The sequence below is a fragment of the Streptomyces sp. NPDC020996 genome, from assembly GCF_040641355.1.
In the GTDB taxonomy this organism is placed as follows: Bacteria; Actinomycetota; Actinomycetes; order Streptomycetales; family Streptomycetaceae; genus Streptomyces.
Map to the genome: position 1 here is coordinate 30,794 of NZ_JBFADM010000005.1, position 22,431 is coordinate 53,224.

Annotated in this window: 25 protein-coding genes; 11 read left to right on the forward strand and 14 right to left on the reverse strand. The window is 72.7% G+C overall.

Translation table 11 applies throughout. The features are described 5' to 3' along the window. Positions 1-16 precede the first annotated feature (16 nt). Positions 17-886, reverse strand: a complete 870-nt coding sequence (locus AB0G63_RS05375) for an MHYT domain-containing protein (protein ID WP_360744597.1) — start codon at positions 884-886, stop codon at positions 17-19. 289 nt (positions 887-1,175) lie between these two features. On the opposite strand from AB0G63_RS05375, the gene AB0G63_RS05380 reads away from it, so the two are divergent. Both AB0G63_RS05380 and AB0G63_RS05385 read left to right on the forward strand, forming a co-directional pair. After that, the gene (locus tag AB0G63_RS05380) at positions 1,176-2,051 is read left to right on the forward strand and encodes a glycerophosphodiester phosphodiesterase family protein (RefSeq protein WP_360744600.1); all 876 of its coding nucleotides are present in this window, start codon (positions 1,176-1,178) and stop codon (positions 2,049-2,051) included. 70 nt (positions 2,052-2,121) lie between these two features. Next, a complete protein-coding gene (locus tag AB0G63_RS05385; RefSeq protein WP_360744603.1) occupies positions 2,122-2,679 on the forward strand; it encodes a methylated-DNA--[protein]-cysteine S-methyltransferase in 558 nt (185 codons plus the stop codon). A gap of 84 nt (positions 2,680-2,763) precedes the next feature. Here the strand turns inward: AB0G63_RS05385 and AB0G63_RS05390 are convergent, their stop codons facing one another. Continuing rightward, on the reverse strand, positions 2,764-3,192 hold the full coding sequence (locus AB0G63_RS05390) for a VOC family protein (RefSeq protein WP_360744606.1): 429 nt from the start codon (positions 3,190-3,192) through the stop codon (positions 2,764-2,766). Between the two features lie 102 nt (positions 3,193-3,294). Here AB0G63_RS05390 and AB0G63_RS05395 point away from each other — a divergent pair, with 102 nt between their 5' ends. After that, a complete protein-coding gene (locus tag AB0G63_RS05395; protein WP_360745125.1) occupies positions 3,295-4,200 on the forward strand; it encodes a pseudouridine-5'-phosphate glycosidase in 906 nt (301 codons plus the stop codon). Between the two features lie 74 nt (positions 4,201-4,274). Next, a complete protein-coding gene (locus tag AB0G63_RS05400; RefSeq protein ID WP_360745128.1) occupies positions 4,275-5,165 on the forward strand; it encodes a sugar kinase in 891 nt (296 codons plus the stop codon). Between the two features lie 133 nt (positions 5,166-5,298). On the opposite strand, the gene AB0G63_RS05405 is transcribed toward AB0G63_RS05400, so the two are convergent. Continuing rightward, entirely contained in the window at positions 5,299-6,093 is a 795-nt protein-coding gene (locus AB0G63_RS05405) for a methyltransferase domain-containing protein (RefSeq protein WP_360744609.1), read from the reverse strand. A 392-nt stretch (positions 6,094-6,485) separates the two neighbouring features. Here AB0G63_RS05405 and AB0G63_RS05410 point away from each other — a divergent pair, with 392 nt between their 5' ends. Next, on the forward strand, positions 6,486-7,613 hold the full coding sequence (locus AB0G63_RS05410; RefSeq protein ID WP_360744612.1) for a magnesium and cobalt transport protein CorA: 1,128 nt from the start codon (positions 6,486-6,488) through the stop codon (positions 7,611-7,613). A gap of 10 nt (positions 7,614-7,623) precedes the next feature. On the opposite strand, the gene AB0G63_RS05415 is transcribed toward AB0G63_RS05410, so the two are convergent. Both AB0G63_RS05415 and AB0G63_RS05420 read right to left on the reverse strand, forming a co-directional pair. After that, positions 7,624-8,052 (reverse strand): CBS domain-containing protein, encoded by a 429-nt coding sequence (locus AB0G63_RS05415; protein ID WP_360744615.1) that lies wholly within the window; start codon positions 8,050-8,052, stop codon positions 7,624-7,626. 141 nt (positions 8,053-8,193) lie between these two features. Beyond that, a complete protein-coding gene (locus AB0G63_RS05420; protein ID WP_360744618.1) occupies positions 8,194-8,835 on the reverse strand; it encodes a uridine kinase in 642 nt (213 codons plus the stop codon). A gap of 199 nt (positions 8,836-9,034) precedes the next feature. On the opposite strand from AB0G63_RS05420, the gene AB0G63_RS05425 reads away from it, so the two are divergent. Continuing rightward, the gene (locus AB0G63_RS05425; RefSeq protein WP_360744621.1) at positions 9,035-9,514 is read left to right on the forward strand and encodes an anthrone oxygenase family protein; all 480 of its coding nucleotides are present in this window, start codon (positions 9,035-9,037) and stop codon (positions 9,512-9,514) included. Between the two features lie 176 nt (positions 9,515-9,690). Next, entirely contained in the window at positions 9,691-11,178 is a 1,488-nt protein-coding gene (locus AB0G63_RS05430) for a glutamate synthase subunit beta (protein ID WP_360744624.1), read from the forward strand. Positions 11,179-11,320: 142 nt separating this feature from the next. Here AB0G63_RS05430 and AB0G63_RS05435 read toward each other — a convergent pair whose 3' ends face one another. From AB0G63_RS05435 to AB0G63_RS05445, 3 genes are all read right to left on the reverse strand, one after another. Beyond that, complete coding sequence (locus AB0G63_RS05435; RefSeq protein ID WP_360744627.1) at positions 11,321-12,130, reverse strand: SAM-dependent methyltransferase; 810 nt, start codon at positions 12,128-12,130, stop codon at positions 11,321-11,323. A 99-nt stretch (positions 12,131-12,229) separates the two neighbouring features. Continuing rightward, complete coding sequence (locus AB0G63_RS05440; protein WP_324783627.1) at positions 12,230-12,484, reverse strand: DUF397 domain-containing protein; 255 nt, start codon at positions 12,482-12,484, stop codon at positions 12,230-12,232. Then, the gene (locus AB0G63_RS05445) at positions 12,485-13,345 is read right to left on the reverse strand and encodes a helix-turn-helix transcriptional regulator (protein WP_360744630.1); all 861 of its coding nucleotides are present in this window, start codon (positions 13,343-13,345) and stop codon (positions 12,485-12,487) included. A 201-nt stretch (positions 13,346-13,546) separates the two neighbouring features. Between AB0G63_RS05445 and AB0G63_RS05450 the strand changes: the two genes are divergently transcribed. Then, complete coding sequence (locus AB0G63_RS05450) at positions 13,547-14,170, forward strand: ATP-binding protein (protein ID WP_360744633.1); 624 nt, start codon at positions 13,547-13,549, stop codon at positions 14,168-14,170. Continuing rightward, a complete protein-coding gene (locus tag AB0G63_RS05455; RefSeq protein ID WP_360744636.1) occupies positions 14,161-14,601 on the forward strand; it encodes a hypothetical protein in 441 nt (146 codons plus the stop codon). The genes AB0G63_RS05450 and AB0G63_RS05455 overlap by 10 nt, the downstream gene beginning before the upstream one ends. Positions 14,602-14,765: 164 nt before the next feature. Here AB0G63_RS05455 and AB0G63_RS05460 read toward each other — a convergent pair whose 3' ends face one another. The 3 genes from AB0G63_RS05460 to AB0G63_RS05470 all read right to left on the reverse strand — a co-directional run bounded on the left by AB0G63_RS05460 (position 14,766) and on the right by AB0G63_RS05470 (position 18,163). Beyond that, complete coding sequence (locus tag AB0G63_RS05460; protein WP_324783632.1) at positions 14,766-14,951, reverse strand: hypothetical protein; 186 nt, start codon at positions 14,949-14,951, stop codon at positions 14,766-14,768. Between the two features lie 218 nt (positions 14,952-15,169). Beyond that, on the reverse strand, positions 15,170-17,041 hold the full coding sequence (locus AB0G63_RS05465; protein WP_360744641.1) for an FUSC family protein: 1,872 nt from the start codon (positions 17,039-17,041) through the stop codon (positions 15,170-15,172). A 330-nt stretch (positions 17,042-17,371) separates the two neighbouring features. Continuing rightward, positions 17,372-18,163: a nucleotidyltransferase domain-containing protein gene (locus AB0G63_RS05470; RefSeq protein ID WP_360744643.1), complete on the reverse strand. Its 792-nt coding sequence runs from the start codon at positions 18,161-18,163 to the stop codon at positions 17,372-17,374. Positions 18,164-18,437: 274 nt separating this feature from the next. Here AB0G63_RS05470 and AB0G63_RS05475 point away from each other — a divergent pair, with 274 nt between their 5' ends. Together AB0G63_RS05475 and AB0G63_RS05480 are read left to right on the forward strand one after the other, a co-directional pair. Next, positions 18,438-19,037 carry a gamma carbonic anhydrase family protein gene (locus tag AB0G63_RS05475; protein ID WP_360744646.1) on the forward strand — a complete coding sequence of 200 codons (600 nt, stop codon included), beginning with the start codon at positions 18,438-18,440 and terminating at the stop codon, positions 19,035-19,037. A gap of 92 nt (positions 19,038-19,129) precedes the next feature. Continuing rightward, complete coding sequence (locus tag AB0G63_RS05480) at positions 19,130-19,594, forward strand: GNAT family N-acetyltransferase (RefSeq protein WP_360744649.1); 465 nt, start codon at positions 19,130-19,132, stop codon at positions 19,592-19,594. 20 nt (positions 19,595-19,614) lie between these two features. Here the strand turns inward: AB0G63_RS05480 and AB0G63_RS05485 are convergent, their stop codons facing one another. From AB0G63_RS05485 to AB0G63_RS05495, 3 genes are all read right to left on the reverse strand, one after another. Further along, positions 19,615-20,646 (reverse strand): MBL fold metallo-hydrolase, encoded by a 1,032-nt coding sequence (locus AB0G63_RS05485; protein ID WP_360744652.1) that lies wholly within the window; start codon positions 20,644-20,646, stop codon positions 19,615-19,617. Positions 20,647-20,728: 82 nt separating this feature from the next. Continuing rightward, entirely contained in the window at positions 20,729-21,424 is a 696-nt protein-coding gene (locus AB0G63_RS05490; RefSeq protein WP_360744655.1) for a uracil-DNA glycosylase, read from the reverse strand. Then, positions 21,402-22,286: a helix-turn-helix transcriptional regulator gene (locus tag AB0G63_RS05495; RefSeq protein ID WP_360744657.1), complete on the reverse strand. Its 885-nt coding sequence runs from the start codon at positions 22,284-22,286 to the stop codon at positions 21,402-21,404. The genes AB0G63_RS05490 and AB0G63_RS05495 overlap by 23 nt, the downstream gene beginning before the upstream one ends. Between the last annotated feature and the right edge of the window lie 145 nt (positions 22,287-22,431).

A 22,431-nucleotide genomic window follows, 5' to 3' on the forward strand; every position in this document is an offset into this window, starting at 1 on the left:
TGACAATGCGGCGGGATCAGCGGCTTTGCGGAGTTCGGGAGCCGCGGCGGCCCGGCTGCCGCCGGCCGGGGCGGTGCGGCGGACGGCGGGCCGGGTGCTGTGCGGCCGGACGGGCCGGGACGCCCGGCTTGCGCTCGGCCGGGGACCAGGCCGGTTTGCCCATGACCATCAGTGGGTCGAACACCACGATCACGGCGGCGAGCAGCAAAAAGACGAGCGGGCCGATCAGCATGGGCGCGAGCAGTCCGGCCGGCGAGTCGCCCGTGGAGGAGTCGGCGGGGCCGTGGAGGTGGACGCTGAGGGCCGCCATGCCGGTGTAGTGCATGCCGCTGACGGCCAGCCCCATGACGAGACTCGCGCCGACGCTCCACAGGAACCCCCTGACCTGTGCGGCGGCCCACAGGGCGGCGGTGGCGGCGGCCATCGCTATGACGACGGAGACGGCGACCGTGAGGGTGTTGTACTCGAACTTGCCGTTCAGCTGCATGCCGGCCATGCCAAGGTAGTGCATCGAGGCGATGCCGAGGCCGGTGACGGTGCCCCCGGTGAACAGGGCCGCGCCCTTCGCGCCCCGGTAGCCGACGATGAAGATCCCGATGCCCACCATGAGGACGGCGACGCCCAGACTGGCGTAGGTCAGGGGTCTGTCGTAGTGGATGGGCGCCCCTTTCACCGTGAACCCCATCATCGCGACGAAGTGCATCGTCCAGATGCCGGAGCCGATCGCGGCGGAGCCGAGGGCGAGCCAGCCGGCGCGCCAGGAGCGCGCCACGAGCATGGACCGGGTCGTGCAGCGCAGGCCGAGCGCACCGCCCAGGCAGGCCATGAGATAGCCCACCAGTGGTGTGACGAGCCCGTAGCTGAATCCGTCGACCGTGCCCTGCATGCGCGGCTGCCCTTCCGCCCTTATTGCGTCCGGAATCCGTGGAAAGCGCCCCCCTCCCAGTACCGCCCGAGCGGTGCAGGGCTGACGCAGAGAGTATGACCCCCACCTGAATGGTCGAACGATTTTCCGGCAAAGAAACACGCGCCTGACCCAGTTGTGCGCCACCGGTGAGCGGAGTTGGGCGGTTCCCTTCGCCGTGTGGCCGTTCTGCGCCCCGTCGCCGGTTACGCGATGCTGTCACAGTTGAGCTGTCCGTGATCCCGCCGACCGCTCGACGCGAGGAGTACGCATGCACGTGCGCGCCGTAGCCGCCCTGACCACCGCGCTCCTGGGGGCCGTCGCCCTCCTGTTTCCCACGTCCGACGCCCGGGCCGGCGACGTCGGCGCGGCGCCCCTGGTCGTCGCCCACCGGGGCGCCTCCGCCTACGCGCCCGAGAACACGCTGCCCGCCGTCGACGCGGCGGCCCTGCTGGGCGTTTCCTGGGTCGAGAACGACGTCCAGCGCACCAAGGACGGGGAACTCGTCGTGATCCACGACGACAGCCTGCGGCGCACGACCGACGCCGAGCAGGTCTTTCCCGGGCGGGCGCCCTGGAAGGTGAAGGACTTCACCGCGGCCGAGATCGCTCGGCTGGACGCGGGGAGCTGGTTCGGTCCCGCGTACGCGGGCACGCGCGTGCCGACGTTGGAGCAGTACCTGCGCCGTGTCGGACTGCACCGGCAGAACCTGCTTCTGGAGATCAAGAGCCCCGAGCTGTACCCCGGCATCGAGCGCCAGACGCTGAAGGTCCTCGGCAACGAGGGCTGGCTCGACCACCGGCACCTGGCCGGCCGGCTGGTGGTGCAGAGCTTCAGCGCCGGCAGTCTGCGGATCGTCCACGACCTGAAACCGGGCGTCCGGACCGCCCTCCTCGGCAAGCCCGCCGTGTCCGACCTGCCCGTGTACGCGGCCTTCACCGACGGGATCAATCCCTCGTACGCCTCGATCTCGGCGGGCTACGTCTCCGCCGTCCACGCGCTCGCCGGACCGCACGGCAGCCCGCTGTCCGTGTTCACCTGGACCGTCGACGACGTGAACACCGCCCGCCGGGCCGCCGGGTACGGCGTCGACGGCGTCATCACCGACAAGCCCGATCTGGTGCGGGCCGCGCTCCAAGCCCCTTGATGCCTCCGCGGGAAGCCGCCCGGACGCTGCTCGCACGGCGTTGTCAGTGGCGGGCCGTACGGTGGGACGCATGGACAGCCATGGGCAGCAGTACGAGCAGCGGATCGTATGGGCCGTCGTCGACACCGGGATCGGTCCGCTGCTGCTGGCCGCGACCCCCGAGGGCCTGGTCAACGTCGTGTTCCACGCCACGGACGCGGTGCGGGACAGGGCGCTGGGCCGGCTCGCGTCCCGGTTGGGCGGCGAGCCCGTCGAGGCTCCCGGCTCGCCGCTGCTGGCCGAGGCGATACGGCAGGTCGAGGCGTACTTCGCGGGCGAGCGGCGCGCTTTCGAGCTGCCGCTGGACTGGTCGCTGGTCTCCGGCTTCAACCGGCAGGTGCTGCGTGAGCTGGCGACCGGCGTGCCGTTCGGCCAGGTCGTCGGCTACGGGGATCTGGCCCGGCGGGTCGGCCAGCCCGGCGCGAGCCAGGCGGTGGGGGCGGCGATGGGGTCCAATCCGCTGCCGGTCGTGGTGCCCTGCCACCGGGTCGTCGAGAGCGACGGAGGCATCGGCGGCTTCGGCGGCGGCCTGGAGGCCAAGCGGAAGCTGCTCGCGCTGGAAGGGGTGCTCCCCGAGCCGCTGTTCTGACGGGAGGCCTGGCGACGGTACCTGCGCCGTCCAGCGGACCGAGCCGGACGGGGGCCGCGCACACGCGGCCGCCGGACAGGCCCTCTAGTCGTAGTGCCGGGCCTCGAAGACGTTGCCGTCCGGGTCGCGGAAGTAGAAGCTGCGCCTGGCCCTCCCGCGGGCGCCGTAGGCGCCGTGCGAGATGTCGGACATGGGGACGCCGTTTTCCTCCAGGCGGGTACGGAGCGCCTCGAAGTCGGGGCCGGGGAGGGACACGCAGACGTGGTTGACCGGGTGACCGGCGCTGTCGGCGGCCCCGGGGACCATGTTCATCTCCTCCGCCATGGTGAGCGGTGCGAGGTCGAAGATGGTCTCGTCGTTGAGCCGTACGGAGGGAAAGGACGTCGTACCGGCGGCGAACTCGGTGACCCTGAGGGGCTCGAGTCCGACCGCCTTGTCGTAGAAACCGGCCGAGGCGACCGGGTCGCGCACCCACAGGACGACGTGGTCCAGACGTGCCGTGTTGTCCGTCATGCATCCCAGGCTGGGGCCCTCGGTGACGGGCCGCAAGGGTTTGGCAGGGGGTGCCGCCCGCCAGAGATGAGGGAGGACCGACTGACAGGAGGCGGGCACGTGGTGCTGGTGGTGTCGGAAGAAGTGCGGGAGGCGGTCGACGCGCGTCGACCCGTGGTGGCCCTGGAATCCACGATCATCGCGCACGGCCTGCCGCGCCCGCGCAACCTTCAGGTGGCACGGGAGCTGGAGGAGGTCGTACGGAGCGAGGGTGCCGTGCCGGCGACGATCGCGGTGCTGGACGGACGGCCCCATGTCGGCCTCGACAAGGATCAGTTGGAGCGGGTCGCGAACGAGGACGGCATCCGCAAGCTGGGCCACCGTGACCTTCCGCTCGCGGTGGCCTCCGGTGCGAGCGGGGCGACCACGGTGTCGGCGACCGCGCTGCTCGCGGCCTTGGCGGGTGTGCGGGTGTTCGCGACGGGCGGGCTCGGCGGGGTGCACCGGGAGTGGACGGTGACGCAGGACGAGTCGGCCGACCTGGGGTTGCTGGCGCGCACCCGGATCACGGTGGTGTGCGCGGGCGTGAAGTCGATCCTGGACGTGCCGGCGACCCTGCAGCGGCTGGAGACGCTGGGCGTCGCCGTGGCGGGATACGGCACGGGCCGCTTCCCCGGCTTCTACCTGTCGGACTCGGGCCATCCGGTGGACTGGACGCTGGAGTCGCCCGATCAGGTCGCCGACGTGATGAGGGCGCAGGACGCGCTCGGCGGGCCCGAGTCGGCGCTGATCGTCGCCAACCCCGTGCCGGAGGCGGAGCAGCTGGACCCGGGGCTGCACGCGCGCGTGCTCGCCGACGCGCTGCACGCGTGCGAGGCCGAGGGCGTCACCGGTCAGGCGGTCACGCCGTTCCTGCTGGACTACCTGGTGCGGCACACCGACGGCGCCTCGCTGAGCGCCAATCTGGCGGCGGTGCGCGGCAACGTACGGCTGGCATCGCGGATCGCGGCGGCCTGGGCCGGAGCGTGACGGCGGAGCCGGGCGGTTCGGAGGCCGGCGGCGATGGCGGCGCGGCCGGCGTCCAGGGCCCGGGATCCGGTGCGCTGCTGGTGGTCGGGGATGTGATCACGGACGTCGTCGCCCGGCATCGGGGGCCGCTCGCGCCGGGAACGGACACGGCCGCGGCGATCCGGACGGTGCCGGGTGGCGCGGGCGCCAACGTGGCCTGCTGGGCGGCGCATTGGGACTGCCCGGAGGTACGGCTGCTGGGCCGGGTGGGTGCGGAGTCGGCCGCGTGGCACGAGCGTGAACTGGTCGCCTGCGGGGTGCGCCCCCGCCTCGTCGTCGACCCTCGGGCACCGACGGGGACGGTGATCTGTCTGGTGGACACCGGTGACGCGGCCGAGCGGACCTTCCTCACCGACAGCGGCGCCTCGTTGCGGCTCGATCCCGGTGACTGGTCCGACGCGCTGCTCGACGGGGTCGCGCGACTGCACCTGTCGGGCTACCTGCTGTTCTCCGAACCGAGCCGGGCCCTGGTGGCGGCGGCCCTGCGGTCGGCACGCGCGCGTGGTGTGCCGGTGAGCCTGGACCCGGCGTCGGCGGGCTTTCTCACCCGGTTGGGCGTCGACCGTTTCCTGCGGCTCGTCGAGGGGGTGGACGTCCTGCTGCCGAGCCGGGACGAGGCCTGCCTGCTCACCGGGCTGCCCGATCCGGAGGACGCTGCGGTGAAGCTGAGTCGGCACGTCCCGCTCGTGGTCGCCAAGCAGGGCGCGGACGGCGCGCTGGTAGCCCGGTCCGGCGAACTGCGCGCCCGGGTGCCGGCCGTCCCGGCGACGCCCAGGGACACGACGGGAGCCGGTGACGCCTTCACCGGCGCGTTCCTCGCGGCCCTGCTCACGGGCGCCGACCCGGAGCACGCGGCGCGGGAGGGCTGCCGGGCGGGGGCGCGCGCCGTGGAACGGGTGGGCGGGAGGCCGACGGCCGGGGAGTGAGCGCGGGGCGCGGGCCCGCAGACGGAAGGCCGGAGACCGGAGACCCGGGAGGAGACCGGAGACCCGGGAGGAGACCGGAGACCCGGGAAGAGACCGGAGACCCGGGAAATGAACCGGCGACGCCCCGGCCCGGCTATGGCTTGCGTCCCCACGCCGAGATCATCGGGGCGGTCGCCAGGTCCATGGCTCCGGACGCGACGTTCGCCAGATGGCGGTCGATGTCCTCGTCCGTGGCGAGGCCCGCGGCGACGAGGCGGTCGCGGACCTGCCGGATCGTGGCCGATTCCAGGGCGGCGCAGGCGGGCGAGGACACCGGGAAGTACGCGTCGGCCTCGACCTGTCGCAGACCGGCCTCGCGCAGCAGTCGCGGCAGCTTGCGGCCGTAGGAGAGGTCGGCTCCGCTGTCGGCCAGCAGCCGGCGGAATCCGTGCCGCAGCCGGTTGGCGAGGTGCTGTTCGGGACCGTGCTCGTCGGGGCAGAGCAGTGGCTGGAGGGTGGGGTCGGCGTCCTCGACGAGGAGGCGGCCGCCGGGGCGCAGGGCCCTGACCATCGAACGCAGTGCCCGTTCGCGGTCGGGGACATGGACGAGGACGAGTCTGGCGTGCACCAGGTCGAACCCCTCCCCCGGCGGCTCCTCGGCACCGACGTCGTGGACCCGGACGTCCACCGGGGGCCGGGCGGCGGAGGCAACGCGCGAGGTGTCGATGTCGGTGGCGACGACCTTGCCGGTCGGCCCGACCTTCTTCGCCAGCCAGGAAACCACGGACGTGCCGCCGGCCCCGACCTCCCAGCAGCGCCATCCGGGTCCGACACCGCACTCGGCGAGGTGCCGGAAGGTCGTGGGATCGAAGAGGGAAGCGAAGGCGTCGAAGCGCTCGCCCGCCTCGGACTGCCGGTTGTCGAGGAGGTATCCGTCGGATCGCATCATGGTGCGATCATCCCAGTTGTCCCGCTTGTCCGGCAGGTCGAGGCGCTGCCCCCTCGGCGCGAGGCACGGCCTTGCCGGTGCGAGGCACGGCCCCACCGGTGCGAGGCGATGCGCCGTCGGGGCGATGTCCCGCCGGGGTGAGGCGATGTCCCGCCGGGCGGTGCGACACCGCGTCGAGCGCGGACGACCGGCGTCCGTGCCACCCGGCCCCCTTCGTCCACAGGAGGGAACAAAGCGGAACGCCGAGTTCCCACAGGCTCACCCACGGTTCGCCGGAAACTGGCAGACTGGCGCGCCACGGGGCAGGAACGCGACGCGTCACCGGAGCACGGCCACGACGCACCGCACGAACAGAGCGTCAAGCCCGAGGAGTTGCACGCGAGGAGATCGAGATGTCGATGGCGGGGAACCTGCGGAAGGTCACGCGTCTCAGCAAGGTCGGCGGCCTCCGCAAGGTGGCACGGCTCGCCCGGCGGCGCCCCCGCGTCGACCTGAGCCACCCGGCCCGGTCCCCACTGGGGTCCTCGGTGGTGAACTGCGTGACGTACCGGGACGGCACCCGGACCTCCGGGGGCGAGGACGTCGTCGAGGCGGTGGAGCGGGTACGCAGAAGCCGTCACGGCTTCGTGTGGCTGGGCCTGCACGAGCCGACGGACCAGGAGTTCGCGGGCATCGCCGAGCTGTTCGACCTGCACCCCCTGGCCGTGGAGGACGCGGTCGAGGCCCATCAGCGCCCGAAGCTGGAGCGCTACGGTGAGACGCTGTTCGCGGTGCTGAAGACGGTCTGCTACGTCGAGCACGAGGAACTGACGGCGACGAGCGAGGTGGTGGACACCGGCGAGATCATGCTGTTCGTCGGCGAGGACTTCGTGATCACGGTGCGGCACGGACGCCACGGCTCGCTGGGCCCGCTGCGCGAGGAACTGGAGGCCGACCCCGAGAAGCTCGCCAAGGGGCCGGCGGCGGTGCTGCACGCGGTCGCGGACCACGTGGTCGACGACTACCTGAGCGTCACCGCCGCGGTCCACGAGGACATCGACCAGGTCGAGACGGACGTGTTCGCGGAGAACGGCGCACGGGCCGATCCCGGACGCATCTACCAGTTGAAGCGGGAACTGCTGGAGCTGAAGCGGGCCGTGGTTCCGCTCGGGCGGCCGATCGAGGACCTCGCGACCCGGCCGATACGGGTGGTGGACCCGGAGATCCAGGCCTACTTCCGGGACGTCCTCGACCATCTCATACGGGCCAAGGAACAGATCGCCTCCTTCGACGAGCTGCTGAACTCGATCCTGCAGGCGCATCTGGCCCAGGTCACGGTCGCGCAGAACGAGGACATGCGCAAGATCACGGCATGGGCCGCGGTGATCGCCGTGCCGACGATGGTCTGCGGGCTCTACGGCATGAACTTCGACCACATGCCGGAGTTGCACTGGAGGTTCGGATATCCGCTGGTCATAGCGGTGATATCCGTCGCGTGCCTGGTGCTGTACCGCGGTTTCCGGCGCAACGGCTGGCTGTGATCCGGCGGGGTCAGCGCGCCCCGCTCCGGGCGTAGACGCTCTCGGCCCAGTCGGCGATCTGGTTCTCCGGCAGGTGCCTGGCGAGGTCCGCTTCGCTGATCATGCCGACCAGCCGCTTGTTCTCGATGACGGGAAGCCTGCGGATCTGGTGGTCCTTCATCTCACGCAGGACGTCGGAGATGTCGGCCCTCGCGTCGATCCAGCGCGGAGTGCCGTGGGCCATCTCGCCGGCGGTGGTCCTGGCCGGGTCGTGCCCCATGGCCACGCAGCCGACGACGATGTCACGGTCGGTGAGGATGCCGCAGAGCCGTTCGTTCTCGTCGCTGATGGGCAGGGCGCCGACGTTCAGCTCGCGCATGAGCTGGGCCGCCCGGTCCAGCGTCTCGTGTGCGGGGATCCACTGGGCTCCCCGGTGCATGATGTCTCCGGCGGTGGTCATGGAGTACCTCCTGGTACCGGACGGCCGGCGCGGCACGGGACGCACCGCTTGTCCCGGCGACATTCATTCTCGCCGCGGAACGGAACGGGCGCATCCGGAGCCGGGCGGGGACCGGAGCCGGGCGGGGACCGGGGCCGGACGTCACCCGCTCCAGGCCGGGTGGCGTGGGTCGTCGGCGCGTACCAGCACATCGGCGGTGCCGGCCGGGTCGGTCTCGGCCTCGTAGCGCTCGTAGGCGGGAAGCGTCCAGTGGTCGGTCTCGGGGGTGCGGCGGCGCAGGGCGCCGGGCGAGAGGCGCAGGTGCACGGTCAGGTCGAAGGGGAACCAGTGACGCAGCAGGAGCGGACCATGCAGCAACAGGCAAGAGCCGGGCCGGAGTCGGACGTACGGGCTGCGGGTGGCACGGTCGGTGGCCGGGTCCCGCAGATCGGGCAGGACACGCCCGTCGCCGCCGGGTTCCAGGGGGCCGAACACCTCACGCCACAGGGCGCCGGTGTCGAACCAGCCGTCGTAGTAGGCGTCCACGTCCTGCCGGCCGTGTTCGAGGCGGAGCGAGGCCGGACGCAGGAAGCCCTCCGTGCCGACGACCAGCGAGGGGCGGCCGAGCGTGCGCAGCGCCTCGGCGACGCGCTCGGCGAGGTCTCCCGGGCGGGCCGCGGGGGCGCCGTCGAAGGCGATGCGCGGCCAGGGGCTGCCGTCGGCCGGTTCCAGATCGAGCAGGCGCTCGGCCAGGAGGTCGCCGAGCCGGTCCCAGGTGATCGCTTCGAGTCGCACACCGGCCATGATGCGTCAGACGCGGAGCGGAACGGGTGGCGGGCCGCGGACTGTCCGGCCGCACGGGGAACGGCCGCATGCGGCCGCCATGTCACACCGCGGGCCGTCTTCTCCGGTCCTTCCATGGTCGCGGGTCCCGCGTGGGAATGCACTTGTGGTGAGGCGACGCGCCGGGAGAGGCCCCGGCCGGACAGGGGAGTTGACGTTGATGATCGATGGTCCGTATTACCTGCTGACGGTGTTGGGGGTGCTCGGGACCGCTCTGGTGGCCGGGGTCTTCTGCGCCTTCTCGACCTTCGTGATGCGAGGTCTCGCCGCGCTGCCGCCGGCGCAGGGCGTCGCCGCGATGAACGCGATCAACGTGACGGCGGTGACACCGGCGTTCATGGTCGTGTTCCTCGGATCGGCGGTGCTGTGCTCGGTGATCGCCGTGGTGACGTTCGTGCTGTGGCCGGACGACGGGACGGTGGAGCTGCTGGTGGGCAGCGCGCTGTATCTGCTCGGCTCGTTCGGGGTGACCATGGTCGCGAACGTGCCGCGCAACGACACACTGTTCGGGCTGGACCCGGAGACGCCGGAGGCGGCCGCGTACTGGCCGTCGTACGTGCGCGAGTGGACGAGGTGGAACCACGTGCGGATGATCGCCTCGGCCGGCACGGCGGTGGCGTACGTGCTGGCGCTCGCCTGAAGCCTTGTCCGGCCCCGCCCGGCCTCGGCAGGAGCGCCTCGGTGAGGAACACGGAGGAGCGCCTCGGAAAGTACCGTCACGCCTTCTGCGCGCCCGGCCGGGGGTCGTATCGTGGCCACAGAGAGCGCCGCCCGATGACGCACGCCCTGTCGTACGCGGACGCAAGGAAGACGGCCATGGCCGATCCCAAGGGTTTCCTCACCACGCCTCGCCGGGACTGGCCCCGCCGGCCCGTCGCGGAGCGGGTCCGGGACTGGAACGAGGTCTACGTCCCCGGTGCTCTGCTGCCCATCATCAACCGGCAGGCCGACCGCTGCATGGACTGCGGGGTGCCGTTCTGCCACGACGCCTGCCCGCTCGGCAACCTGATCCCCGAATGGAACGACCTGGTCAGCCGCGACGACTGGCGCGTGGCCGCCGAACGGCTGCACGCCACCAACAACTTCCCCGAGTTCACCGGGCGGCTGTGTCCCGCACCGTGCGAGGCGGGATGCGTGCTCGCGATCAACCAGCCCGCGGTCACCATCAAGAACGTCGAGTGCGCCATCGCCGACCGGGCCTGGGCGGACGGACTCGCTCCGCCGAGCCCGCCGGAGCGGCTGTCGGGGCGGACGGTCGCGGTGATCGGGTCGGGGCCCACGGGGCTGGCCGCGGCGCAGCAGCTGACCCGCGCGGGGCACACGGTCGCGGTGTACGAGAAGGACGACCGGCTCGGCGGGCTGATGCGGTACGGCATACCGGCGTTCAAGATGGAGAAGCACCGTGTGGACCGGCGCATCGAGCAGATGCGGGCCGAGGGGACCGGATTCCGCACGTCCACGGCGGTCGGGCGGGACGTGGCGGCCGCGGAACTGCGCGCTCGGTACGACGCGGTCGTGATCGCCACCGGGGCGACGGCGTGGCGTGAACTTCCCGTGCCGGGACGGGAGCTGGCCGGCGTCCACCAGGCGATGCAGTACCTGCCGCTGGCCAACCGGGTGTGCGAGGGGGATCTGGAGGTCTCCCCGATGTCCGCCGCCGGAAAGCACGTCGTCATCGTCGGCGGCGGCGACACGGGGGCAGACTGTCTGGGGACCGCGGTGCGCGAGGGGGCCGCGTCGGTGACGCAGTTGGACATCTACGGCCAGCCGGGGACCGAGCGCGACGAAGACACCGAGCCGTGGCCGACGTATCCGAAGGTGTACCGGCTGTCGCCCGCGCACGAGGAGGCCCGTGATCTTCGCACGGCGCCCGCGGCGGACGCGGACGCGCGGCTGTTCGCGGCGTCCACGCTCCGGTTCACCGGGGACGCGGGCGGGCACGTCCGGTCGCTGCACCTGGTCGAGGTGGACGCGACGCGACGCCCGCTGCCGGGCACCGGGCGTTCCCTTCCCGCCGATCTCGTGCTGCTGGCCCTCGGTTTCTCCGGGCCCGACCGGGGTGACGGGCTCATCGACCAGCTGGGGCTCGCGACGGAGCCGCGCGGGACGATCGCGCGGGACGCCGGGTTCGCGACGAACCGGCCGGGGGTGTTCGCGGCCGGGGACGCGGCGCGCGGGCAGTCGCTGATCGTCTGGGCTATCGCGGAGGGTCGGGCGGTGGCGGCGGCCGTCGACCGGTATCTCACGGGCAGTTCGCGGCTGCCGGCGCCGATCTCCCCGTACGACCGGCCGATGGCCGTGTGACGCCCGCGCGGCGGCCACCCGACGGCCCCGCGGGGTGCTCCCGCCCGCGTGGCCGTCCGGCCGGCCAAGGCTCGCTGCCGAGAGCGGCGGCCAGGGTCTGCTGCCGAGATCAGCGGCCCGGGCCGGCCGCTGACTACCGCGGCTAAGGCTTGCGGGCCACCGCCCCGTACCCGGGGATCACTCCGTCCTCCTGGCCGGGGACCGGGTCGCCCAGTTCGGGGTGCCAGTTCTGGGGCACCTCGACGCCGGGCTCGACGAGTTCGAGGCCGTCGAAGAAACGGGTGAACTCCTCGCGGGAGCGCAGCGCCAGGGTGACGCCGGCCGCCTTGAGCTTCTCGGTGGCCGCCTTGGACTCCTCGGGGGTGAAGTCGGCCGTGGCGTGACTGACGACCAGGTAGCTGCCGGAGGGCAGTTCGGACAGCAGCCGGCCGACCAGCTCGTAGGCGCCGTCCTCGTCGGGGACGAAGTGCAGCAGCGCGATGAGCGAGAGGGCGACGGGCCGGGTGAGGTCGAGGATCTTCCGCGCGCCGTCCAGGATGGCGTCCGGATCGCGTGCGTCGGCCTGGAGGTACTCCGTCACGCCCTCGTCCGTGCCGCGCAGCAGGGCGGCGGCGTGGGCGAGGACGATCGGGTCGTTGTCGCAGTAGACGACGCGGGCGTCGGGGGCGGTCTCCTGGGCGATCTGGTGGAGGTTCGGCTCGGTCGGGATGCCGGTGCCGATGTCCAGGAACTGCCGTACCCCGTTCCGGGCGAGCCAGCGTGTGGCCCGGTGCATGAACGCCCGGTTGACCCGCGCCATCACCGGCACGCGCGGGTCGAGGGCGAACATCTGGCGGCCCATGGCCTCGTCGACGGGGTAGTTGTCCTTTCCACCGAGATACCAGTCGTACATCCGCGCGGGATGGGGTCTGCTCGTGTCGATCCGGACGAAAGGCTGCTGGTGCCCGGTCATGAGGAACTCCGTTGATTTATGCCGCAATTGACGTGATTAATGATCAACTCAGTGCCGGTGGGAGAGGGGTCGATGAACACAATCGGCTGAAAACATGGCTCAGGACAGCAGGAAGTCGGCCTCACCCGCCTTGGCGCCCTCGATGAAGGCGGTCATCTCGTCGGTGGTGTAGATCAACGCGGGCCCGTCCGGGTCGGTCGACTGGCGGACGGCGATCCGGCCGTCGGCGAGCTTCATCGCCTCCAGGCAGTTGCCGCCGTTGCCGCCGCTCCACGGTTTGTGCCAGCCCTCGCTGCCCAGCTCCCGTGCGGGCATGCCGTTATAGACGTGTTTGCGTGGCTTGATGCGTTCCATTCACAGCTCCTTGCGGATATCCCGGAGGATCTCCTTCGTGCGATGTGCCGTAGCGGCCTGCGCCGCCATGCGGTCCATGACCTCGAGGTGGGTCGCCACCTCGGCGCGCGCGTCGAGGTAGACGGCGCCGGTCAGGTACTCGCTGTAGACCATGTCCGGCAGTTCTGACATGGCAAATCGGAACAGCACGAAGGGCCCGAACGTGCCGGGATGCGGCCCGTTCGCAAACGGCGCGACCTGCAGGGTCACGTTGGGCAGCTTCGTGGCCTCGAGCAGTTTGTCGATCTGAGCACGCATCACCTCCGGGCCGCCGACGGGGCGGCGCAGTGCGGTCTCATCGAACACCGCCCAGAAGTGGGGCGCGTCCTGACGGGTGAGCAGTTCCTGGCGTTGTATGCGCAGCGCGACGTGGCGCTCGATGTCCTCGGGCTGGGTCTGGCCGAGGGCACCCGAGCGCATGACGGCGCGGGCGTAGTCCTCGGTCTGCAGCAGGCCGGGGACGAAGTGCGGGTCGTAGGAGCGGATGAGGCTCGCCGCGCCCTCCAGGCTGACGTACATCGAGAACCAGCCGGGCAGGATGTCGTGGAAACGTTGCCACCAGCCGGGCTTGTTGGCCTCCTCGGCGAGCTGGACGAAGGCTTCGGCCTCCTCGTCGGCGACGCCGTAGGACTTGAGCAGCAGCTGGAGGTACGGGATCTTGAGCCCGACCTCGGCCATCTCCATGCGGCGGACGGTGGCCGGCGCGACACGCAGGACACGGGCGGCCTCCTCGCGCTTGAGTCCGGCACGTTCCCGCAGGTCCAGCAGACGGCGACCGAGGACGACCTGACCGACCGTCGGCGCGGACCGCGGCTCGCTCACGCTCCACCTCCACGAATGAATCCTGACAGCCCGACGGCGCCATTCGAAGACCCATTCGAAGATCTGTGCGGATCCCCGTTGATCCCAACTGGCGCCGTTCGAGGTGCTGTTGCGAGCAGTGTGCCATGACCGTCCACAACGTCACACCGCACTCTGCATTTTTCAGAGTGACACTTGCCAAGTGTTCACGCCGGGGAGATAGTGGCAAGCGTGATTCCGTCCGCGCCCTTAGGAACAGACGCTGCCGCAGACCGCCCGGTCGGTCTCGGCGCCACCACGGGGGTGACCCCTGACCGGGCCGCCGCCGAGCGCCGGTTCCGCTTCGAGCTGGCCGCACATCCAGGCTCTCCCGCGCAGGCCAGACGCCTGGCCAGGGCCTGGCTGAACGGCTGGTCGGTGTGCGAGGACGTCTGCGACACGGCGGCCCTGGTGATCTCCGAGCTGGTCACCAACGCCGTCGTGCACACCGCGAGCAGGCACATAGTCTGCGAGCTGCACGACGGCGACGACCTGGTGCGCATAGCCGTGCGCGACCAGGGCTGCACGCCTGGTGAGCCCCATCCGGCGCGGGCGCGGCCCGAAGAGGAGCACGGGAGGGGACTGCTCCTCATCGACTCGCTCTGTCGCGCCTGGGGCGCCCAGGAGCACGGCCCGGGGTTGCTGGTCTGGGCAGAACTGCCGCGCAAGGCCGACGAGCCCCGGCACGACTGCGGGCCGTGCAACGACCTGGGCTGGGGAGCCCGGCCCAAGCCCGGTCCGGCCGACGGGCCGGGCGACGAGGACGAAACGGAATCGCGGTACGGGACGGGGGGCGCATGGGCGTGAGGGCTGCGTCCGGCGGTCAGGTGCTGAGCCTGGACACGCTGGTCCGCCTGCGGCGCGGGCTGCACTCGCCGGGGACGCCCCGGCGGCTGCCCGTGCCGGAGGGCATGACGGCTCCGCTGGGCTGCGACGCGGTGTCGGTGCCCGCCCGCCTCGGCCCCCTGGTGCTGCCCCGGCTGCCCCGGGTGGGGTGCGTCTACGCCGACGAGACGCACTGGTGGTGGATCGTGCCCTCCGATTCGGACTACGCGCTGGAGTGGCCCGCGCCCGCCGAGTACGCCGCCGGGGCGGTCGTTCCGGACGCCCCGGCGGTACCCGGCCTCATCCACAAGCCGGACGGCACGCTGCCGTACACCCCGCCGATCCCGCTGTACCTGGCGCTGTGCCGGGTGACGGGCACGACCCCGACGTGGTCCCGTTCGGTGACCGCCTAGCTGTACTGACCCGTGAGACCGAGGACGCGGCCGACGGGTGGCCGCACCCGAGGTGACCGCTTCCCAGGTGGCCATGTCCGAGGCGGCCGCACCCAGGCGGAGCTGCAGCGGCGTGCGGGCGGAGCAGTTCGCGGCCGGGTGCCCGCCCGGAGGCGGGCCGACCCTCAGGCCGTCGCGTCGGCGGCCTCGCCGGTGCGGACGATCACCAGGAACGTGTCGGTCGCGAGGTCCATGACAACCTCGGCGGGCAGACCTTCCTGACGCCGCGCGTGTGCGAACTCCTCCGCGGGCCACGATCCTCGCGGCCCGCCCGCGGGAAAGCGTTCGAGCACTGTTCGCCCGTTCACCACCCTGCACCTCCAGTAAAGCGTCGTAGCTTGTAGGAGTTAACGCCCTGGACAGCCGGAAAGCCCCGTCCGGTTGCGGGACTGAGACGTACTTGACACTTGTTCCGCGCGGAGTGTGAGGGCTTGATCACTCTACGACGATCATTGTCACTTTCTGTTCCGATTCCCCACTCGCTGTGACCCTCGGTGGTCCGTGACGCACGGCGCCCGCGAGGACCTGACTAGGACCGGGCGTGCCCTGGAAGGCCGGCGACGGGCAGCTCGGGCAGTGACAGGCCCGCCGGTCCGCGCCCCTGCCCGAACTCCTCCACCAGTTCGGCGAGCTGCCGCGCATGACGGGGTGAGAGGCGTCCCGAGTCGTCGAGGTGGACGGCGCAGGCGGTGGTCGTGTCCACGAGCCGTTCCAGGGTGGCGACGACCTGGTCCGCGCCCGCCGAGTGCCGGGCGAGAGGGGGCAGTTCGGCGGCGGCGAGGGCGATGGCGGCACGGGCCTCGGCGAGCGTGCGGTAGGCCTCGCGGCGGAGCGTCCAGCGCTCCGCGCGGTCGGCGGACTCGCCGAGCACCTGGGTGAGGTAGGCCTGCGCGGCCGCGCTCGCCGCCGCCAGGCGGGCCCGTACCGCTCCGCCCCGCTGCCCCGGCATCGGCAGGTGCCCGACGACGAGCACGATCGCGCACGCCAGCAGGGTCTCCCCGATCCGGCTGACGGAGGCCTGCGGCTCGCCGCCGACCATCACCAGGGCCAGGACGAGGACGGTCACGACGGCGGTCTGCGCGGCGAAGTGACGCGTGGCGACGGGAATGAGGGCCCCGCTGACGGCGACCAGCGCGATGAGCCCCTCCGGCCGTGGCAGCACGGCGGCGAACCCGGCGAAGACGACGGCACCCAGCACGGTCCCGGCCGCCCGGCACAGCACCCTCGACACGAGCGGCCCGAGATCGGGCTTGACGAGGAAGACGGCGGTGGCGGGCAGCCAGTACCAGTGCTGGTGCTGCCCGTGCCAGCGGGCGTGGTGCAGCGCCTGGGCGACGGCGGCGCCGGCCCCGAAGCACAGGGCGACACGCAGGCCGTACTCCCGGCCGCCGGCGCCGCAGGCCACACGCAGGAGTTCCCCGGCGGTGCGGCGCCGGGTGTGCAGGTCGCTCGGCCGGCCCCGGTCGAAGGCGTCGGCGGCGTGCAGCAGGGCGTCGTCGAGGGCGCGCAGGGCGGGCGCGGACCGGTGGGGCGCGGGCAGCGGCCCGGTGGGGGCGTTGCCGCGTACGGCGGCGGCGAGCCGCCGGGGCCCTTCGGAGGCCCGCCCGGCGACGGCGTCCCCGGCCCACGCGAGCGCGGTCGCCGCCTCGGCGAGCGGCAGCGCCGCGGCGTACTGCGCGTGCAGCCGCCGCTCGGCGGAGGAGGACGCGTACCGCCGCAGCCGGGGCCCGGAGAGCGCGTCCTGCGCGTGATCGAGGGCGGCGGTGAGCGCGGCGCGCCGGACGAGGGCGTCGTCACCGCCGACGGCGTCGAGCAGGTCGGCGACGGCGTCGTACACGGCGGCCACGGCGGCCCGCTCGCCGTCGAACCGGAAGTCGCCCGCGAGCGAGCCGGGCGTGGGCAGGAGCAGCCGCAGGCCGAGCAGCCACCCGGCGCCGGCGAGGAAGGCCAGCGCCCTGGCCGGTCCGCTGTCGGGCAGCGGCATCCCGGCCCCGACGGCGGAGGCGACGAGCAGTTGGGTACCGGCCCCGGAGGCGACGGGACCCACGGCGCTCACCCCGCCGGCCAGCAGCCCGAGACCGGCGAGCAGGAAGGTCAGCGCCACGGCCCCGGCGTGGTTCCCGGCATACGTCCCGACGAGCAGCCCGCCCGCCCCGGCGAGCGCCGGCCCCCCGATCCTGTGCACGGCCGCCCGGCGGCTGCCCGGCCGGTCGTTGATCCCGGCGAGCATGGCGGCGATGGCGGCGACGACGCCGAGCGAGGTACGGCCGAGGAGCACGGCGCCGGCGAGGAGGGGCCCGGCGGACAGGGCGCCCCGTGTGACCGCGTTCCAGGGGACGGGGCCGCGCTGGGCACGGAGGGCGTGGGCGAGCCAGGGCGGAACGGCGACGGGGCGCGACACAGGGCTCCTGTCCGGACGAGGGCGGGGTGTGCCTTCGGGCGACGGTGGCCGGGCGGAAGAGGTGTGGTGCCCACGATAGATCGGATACGCGGGAAAGACGGAACGCGGGCATTTCGGTGATGTGACGTTTTCCCCACAGCGGCAGCGGCTCCACGGGCGGTTCTACAGCTCTACGGTTCTACGGTTTTGCGGTTCTACGGTTTTGCGGCTCTACCGCTCTACGGGCCTACAGCTCTACGGGTCTACGGGTCTACGGGTCTACGGGTCTACGGGCCTACGGGCCTACGGGCCTACGGGCCTACGGGCCTACGGGCCTACGGGCCTACAGGTCTACGGCCTGCGGGATTCGGTCACGGCCCGGTCCAGGACCGCCTCGGCCTCGGTCACCGACCGCAGGAGTTCGTCCTGTCGCGGCGTCAGGTTGGTCATGAGCGCGTCGACCTCGCGCAGGCCCGCCCGTTCCAGCAGCCCCTTCTCGTTGGTGATCCACTCCCCTCGCGCGGCGAGGACCGCGTGCGCCGTCTGGGCCGCGGCCAGGGCGACCGCGCCGGCGACCTGAGTGACGGCTCCTCTGGGGACGTGAGCGGCCTTCGCGTAGTCCAGGGCCGCACGGGCCATGCCGTACCAGTGTTCGGGGGCGGTCCGGCGCAGCGCCGGCGGGTACACCGCGGGGCGCGGCAGTTCACCGCGCAGCACCTGGTTGACGGCGAGTTCGGCGACGACGAGGTAGGTCGGAATGCCTGCGAGGTGGAACAGCAGCGGCTCCACCCGGAAGCGTCCTTCCCGTGCCCGCGTCAGTTCGTGTTCCACCACGTCGAGATCGCGGTAGTGCACGTCGACGCGCCGCCCGTCGATCGTGAGCCAGGCGCCGCCGTTGAAGACTCCGCCGCCCCAGGCGCCGATGTCGCAGACCTCGCCCTCCCAGCCGAGGGCGCGGAGGTCGTCGGGGTCGAAGGAGCCGCGGTAGTAGACGGCCAGGTCCCAGTCGCTGTCGGGGCGGTGTGTGCCCTGGGCCCGGGAGCCGCCGAGGGCGACGGCGCGGACCGCGGGGAGGGCGGCGAGGCGGTCGGCGGTGGAGTCGAGGAACGCGGAGTCGGCGAGGGAGGGCGGCGAGGACGGCATGGGTGCGGCTCCTGAAGGGCGGGGGTGGCGCGGGGACGCGGCTGGGTGGAGCGGCGCGATAACGCGGCTCGGGCGGCGCCCGGCTACGCGGATCTGTCGGATTGGTAGCGTCCGCGGGTACGGCACGTCGAATGGATTTCCGTCGGCCGTCGTGGCCGGACCGCGGGCCCCGCCGGCACCCCGCCGGATATTCGGGTGCGCGCCCGGCGTGCACGGCGGACGATCGGCAGGACGTCCGCCGTCCGAACCCTCGTGAGCAGCGCAGGAGAGCCGTATGTTGATCGAGCACCGTGGGCAGCGCCCTGTCGTCCCCGACTCCGCGTACGTCGCCCCGACGGCCGTCCTGTGCGGCGCCGTCGTCCTCGGTGAGCGGGCAAGAGTGCTCCACGGGGCCGTGCTCAGCGCCGAGGACGGGGAGGTCCGCATCGGCTCGGACGTCGTGGTCATGGAGAACGCCCTGGTGCGCGGGCGGGCCGGGCACCCCGCCGTCATCGGCGATGCCGTGCTCGTCGGACCGCACGCACACGTCAACGGAGCGACCATCGAGGACGAGGTCTTCGTGGCCACCGGTGCCTCGGTGTTCCCGGGGGCGGTGGCCGGCGCCGGCTGCGAGTTGCGGATCAACAGCGTGCTCCAGGTCAACTCCGTGCTGCCGCCCGGCACCGTCGTCCCCATCGGATGGATCGCGGCCGGGGCGCCGACGGCCCGGCTCTTCGCTCCCGGACAGCACGACGAACTGTGGGCCGTGCAGAAGGAGCTGGACTTCCCCGGCACGGTGTACGGCGTGCCGCGCGGCACCTCCATGCGGGACCTCATGGCGCGCCAGAGCGAGTTCTACGGCGCCCACTCCGACGACCGTCTCCTCGACGACTGACAACTGACAACTGACCACTTATAACCGGCAACTGGCCACCGGCTACCGGCTACCGGCAACTGGCAACTGGCATCAGCCGAAGGGATCCGCTCTTGACCTCCGTATCGTCCGCCGTCACTCTGCGCCGGGCCGTGCCCGCCGACGCCTCGGCCGTCGCAGACGTCTGGCTGCGGTCCTTCCGCGCCGCGCTGCCGACGGTCGTCAGCCCGCGCTCCGACGACGAGGTGCGCGACCACGTCCGGGAGGTGGTCGTGCCGCTGCGGGAGACGTGGGTGGCGGCGGACGCCGAAGCGGGGATCGTCGGTGTGATGGTGCTCGCCGACGACGAGTTGTCGCAGCTCTACCTCCGCCCCGACTGGCGCGGGCGGGGTCTCGGGGACCGGTTCGTCGCACTCGCCAAGGAACGCAGTCCCGGCGGGCTCAGCCTGTGGGCCTTCCAGGTGAACAAGCCCGCCCACCGGTTCTACGAACGGCACGGCTTCGTCGCCGTCGAGTACACGGACGGCAGCGGCAACGAGGAACGCGAGCCGGACGTGCGCTACGTCTGGCGTCCCTGAGCGCACCGCCGGCCGGAACGTCAGTCCCCGGCCGCTGCCGTCGCCGTACCCTCCGCCGGGTTCGGCACGAAGGGGCGGGACGCTCCCGGGCCTCCCGGGCCCCGGTGGCGGTAGGCCCAGTCCGCGGCCCGCGCGGCGAGCTGGACGAGGTCCGGTTCGCCGGTGTCGCCGTCGAGGTGCCGGTACTCGACGGCGGTCAGGATCACGATCCGTTCCGGCAGGCCGAGGTGGTCGTGGTAGCCGGTGGCGATGATGTCGGCGGCGGCCTCGGCCGCGGTGAGGCCGGCCCTGTGACGGGCGTGGACGAGTTCCTCGAGCCCGCGCAGATAGGCGAGTTGGTCGCGTACGTCCTGCGGGGTCATGACCGGGCCGTGTCCGGGGACCACGGTCTCGGGGTCCAGGCCGAGGATCGTCTCGCAGGCGGCGGCGACCCCGGCGAGGGGGCCGTTCCAGTGGACCGGGTGGTCGCCGTGGAAGAGGACGTCCCCGGCGCAGACGGTGCGCTGCGCGGGCAGGTGGACGACCAGGTCGCCGGCCGAGTGCGCCGGGCCGACCTCGATCAGCTCGGCGTCGACGCCGCCCACGCGCAGCTCGTGCCGGCCGCTGAAGGTGCGGGTGGGCGGGACCGCCTCGACGTCCTCGTACCGGTAGCGGCCGAAGTGCTCGCGGGCGTACCAGCCGAGGGGCTCGTCGGCCGGTGTGCCGTGGGTGAGGAAGTGCATCTGCGCCGGCGACGGTTCGCGGCAGACGTGTTCGGCGGCGGCCCGGGTGGCGATGATCTCGGCGCCGGGGAAGCAGCCGTTGCCGAAGGTGTGGTCGCCGTTGACGTGCGTGTTGACGATCGTCTCCACGGCCGCGCCGTCCGGCAGCACCCGCCCGGCCGCCGCGATCAGCGCCTCGGTCATCGGCCGGTCGTAGGGGGTGTCGACCAGGGCGGCCTGTCGGCCGGAGCTGATGAGCAGGCAGTTCGCGTAGCCCCAGGTGCCGGTGTGCCCGGGGGTCCACAGGTGGAGCCCGTCGGCCAGGGGGGTGAGTCCGTCAGGAAGGTTCATGCCGGTCATTGTCGTGAAGGTACGCCCGCCTGGCACGGCAAGTCCGGCGACACGCAGGCCCGTTGTCCGGAGGGCCGGCGGCTCAGCCGGTCACCGGCAGCCCCGCCGCCCGCGCCGCCGTGCGCAGCACCTCCCGCAGCATCGCGGGCGTGAGCCTGCCGGTGAAGGTGTTGCGCTGGCTGACGTGGAAGCAGCCGAAGAGGTCGAGGCCGTCGAGCGGGACGCGGGCACCGTGGGCGAAGGCCGGCCGCGGCCGGGGCACCGCCCAGCCCGCCTCGGCGAACGCGGGCAACGCGGCCTGCCAGCCGAAGGCGCCGAGCACGACGACCGCGCGCAGTGTCGGCCGCAGCAGCCGTAGTTCCCGTACCAGCCAGGGGCGGCAGGTGTCCCGCTCGGCCGGGGTCGGCTTGTTCCCGGGCGGGGCGCAGTGCACGGGCGCCGTGACGCGGACGCCGTGCAGCGTCAGCCCGTCGTCGGCGGACACGGCGGTCGGCTGCGAGGCGAGCCCCACGTCGTACAGCGCCTGGTAGAGCACGTCGCCGGAGCGGTCGCCGGTGAACATGCGGCCGGTGCGGTTGCCGCCGTGGGCGGCCGGGGCGAGGCCGACGATCAGCAGGGGGGCGTCGGCGGGTCCGAAGCCGGGCACGGGCCGGGCCCAGTACGTCCAGTCCCGGAAGGCCGCACGCCGGGTCCGGCCGACCTCCTGACGCCACTCCACGAGCCGGGGACACGCGGCGCACCCGGCGACACGGGTGTCAAGCTCGGCCAGGCTGTCCATGCGCCAACGGTACGTCGGTGACGCCGCCGCCGAGCAGGCGCAGTGCCGCCTCAGACGGGGAACCGGGCTCGGCGGTGTAGGCGATGAGCCGCTGCCCCGCGGTGCCGGGCACGCACAGGTTCTCGAAGGCGAGGCTCATCGCGCCGACCAGCGGATGGCGCAGGTGCTTGACGCCCGAGGTGCAGGTGCGCACTGGGTGACGGGCCCACAGGGACGCGAACTCCGGCGACTTCATGGACAGTTCGCCGATCAGTTCGGCCAGGCCGCGGTCGCCCGGCCGGCGTCCGGCCGCCAGTCGCAGCGAGGCGACGGCGAGGCGGGCCTCCTCGTCGCGCTCCGGGTACAGCTCCCGGTAGCGCTCGTCGAGGAAGAGCATCCGCACCAGGTTCGGGCGGGCGGCGGGCGCGGCGGTGGCGTCCGGCGGCAGATGCCCGGCCAGCAGCGCGTGACCCAGCCGGTTCCAGGCGAGGACGTCGCCGCGGCGGTCCAGGACGAGTGCCGGTATCTCGGTCATGGCCGCGATCAGTTGCCGCGCCGACGCGCTGACGTGTTCCGCGCGGGGCGGGGCGGGCCGGGACGCCGTGCCGGGGCGGGCGAGGTCCTTCAGGTGCGCGGTCTCGTCCTCGCTGAGGCGCAGCGTCCGCGCGAGGGCGTCCAGCACGGACTCGGAGACGCCCGTCCCGCGGCCCTGTTCCAGGCGCGTGTAGTGGGTGATGCTGACGCCCGCGAGCATGGCCAGCTCCTCGCGGCGCAGGCCGGGGACGCGGCGGCGGGTGGGGTGCGGGGTGATGCCGACGTCCTCGGGGCGCAGCGCGGCCCGGCGGGACTTGAGGAAGTCACCCAGCTCGGACCAGGCGTCCATCACATCCTCCGCTCAGCTCGGGGACACCACTGCCATCATGCCCGCCCGGCCGTGCGAGCGGGACGCCCGAGGGTGGTCATGTCATGACCACCCTCGGGCCGGCTGCCCGGGACAGGGTTCTGGCTGGGCCGGCGGGCGCCGACGA

What these genes read in the sequence shown, in the direction of transcription:
- AB0G63_RS05420 (WP_360744618.1), bottom strand. Translation starts at nt 8,835, where the DNA reads ATGGCCGGTGTGCGACTCGAAGCGATCACCTGGGACCGGCTCGGCGAC.
- AB0G63_RS05385 (WP_360744603.1), top strand. Translation starts at nt 2,122, where the DNA reads ATGGACAGCCATGGGCAGCAGTACGAGCAGCGGATCGTATGGGCCGTC.
- AB0G63_RS05475 (WP_360744646.1), top strand. Translation starts at nt 18,438, where the DNA reads ATGTTGATCGAGCACCGTGGGCAGCGCCCTGTCGTCCCCGACTCCGCG.
- AB0G63_RS05390 (WP_360744606.1), bottom strand. Translation starts at nt 3,192, where the DNA reads ATGACGGACAACACGGCACGTCTGGACCACGTCGTCCTGTGGGTGCGC.
- AB0G63_RS05380 (WP_360744600.1), top strand. Translation starts at nt 1,176, where the DNA reads ATGCACGTGCGCGCCGTAGCCGCCCTGACCACCGCGCTCCTGGGGGCC.
- AB0G63_RS05455 (WP_360744636.1), top strand. Translation starts at nt 14,161, where the DNA reads ATGGGCGTGAGGGCTGCGTCCGGCGGTCAGGTGCTGAGCCTGGACACG.
- AB0G63_RS05375 (WP_360744597.1), bottom strand. Translation starts at nt 886, where the DNA reads ATGCAGGGCACGGTCGACGGATTCAGCTACGGGCTCGTCACACCACTG.
- AB0G63_RS05405 (WP_360744609.1), bottom strand. Translation starts at nt 6,093, where the DNA reads ATGATGCGATCCGACGGATACCTCCTCGACAACCGGCAGTCCGAGGCG.
- AB0G63_RS05415 (WP_360744615.1), bottom strand. Translation starts at nt 8,052, where the DNA reads ATGACCACCGCCGGAGACATCATGCACCGGGGAGCCCAGTGGATCCCC.
- AB0G63_RS05430 (WP_360744624.1), top strand. Translation starts at nt 9,691, where the DNA reads ATGGCCGATCCCAAGGGTTTCCTCACCACGCCTCGCCGGGACTGGCCC.
- AB0G63_RS05485 (WP_360744652.1), bottom strand. Translation starts at nt 20,646, where the DNA reads ATGAACCTTCCTGACGGACTCACCCCCCTGGCCGACGGGCTCCACCTG.
- AB0G63_RS05495 (WP_360744657.1), bottom strand. Translation starts at nt 22,286, where the DNA reads ATGGACGCCTGGTCCGAGCTGGGTGACTTCCTCAAGTCCCGCCGGGCC.
- AB0G63_RS05425 (WP_360744621.1), top strand. Translation starts at nt 9,035, where the DNA reads ATGATCGATGGTCCGTATTACCTGCTGACGGTGTTGGGGGTGCTCGGG.
- AB0G63_RS05440 (WP_324783627.1), bottom strand. Translation starts at nt 12,484, where the DNA reads ATGGAACGCATCAAGCCACGCAAACACGTCTATAACGGCATGCCCGCA.
- AB0G63_RS05435 (WP_360744627.1), bottom strand. Translation starts at nt 12,130, where the DNA reads ATGACCGGGCACCAGCAGCCTTTCGTCCGGATCGACACGAGCAGACCC.
- AB0G63_RS05470 (WP_360744643.1), bottom strand. Translation starts at nt 18,163, where the DNA reads ATGCCGTCCTCGCCGCCCTCCCTCGCCGACTCCGCGTTCCTCGACTCC.
- AB0G63_RS05490 (WP_360744655.1), bottom strand. Translation starts at nt 21,424, where the DNA reads ATGGACAGCCTGGCCGAGCTTGACACCCGTGTCGCCGGGTGCGCCGCG.
- AB0G63_RS05410 (WP_360744612.1), top strand. Translation starts at nt 6,486, where the DNA reads ATGTCGATGGCGGGGAACCTGCGGAAGGTCACGCGTCTCAGCAAGGTC.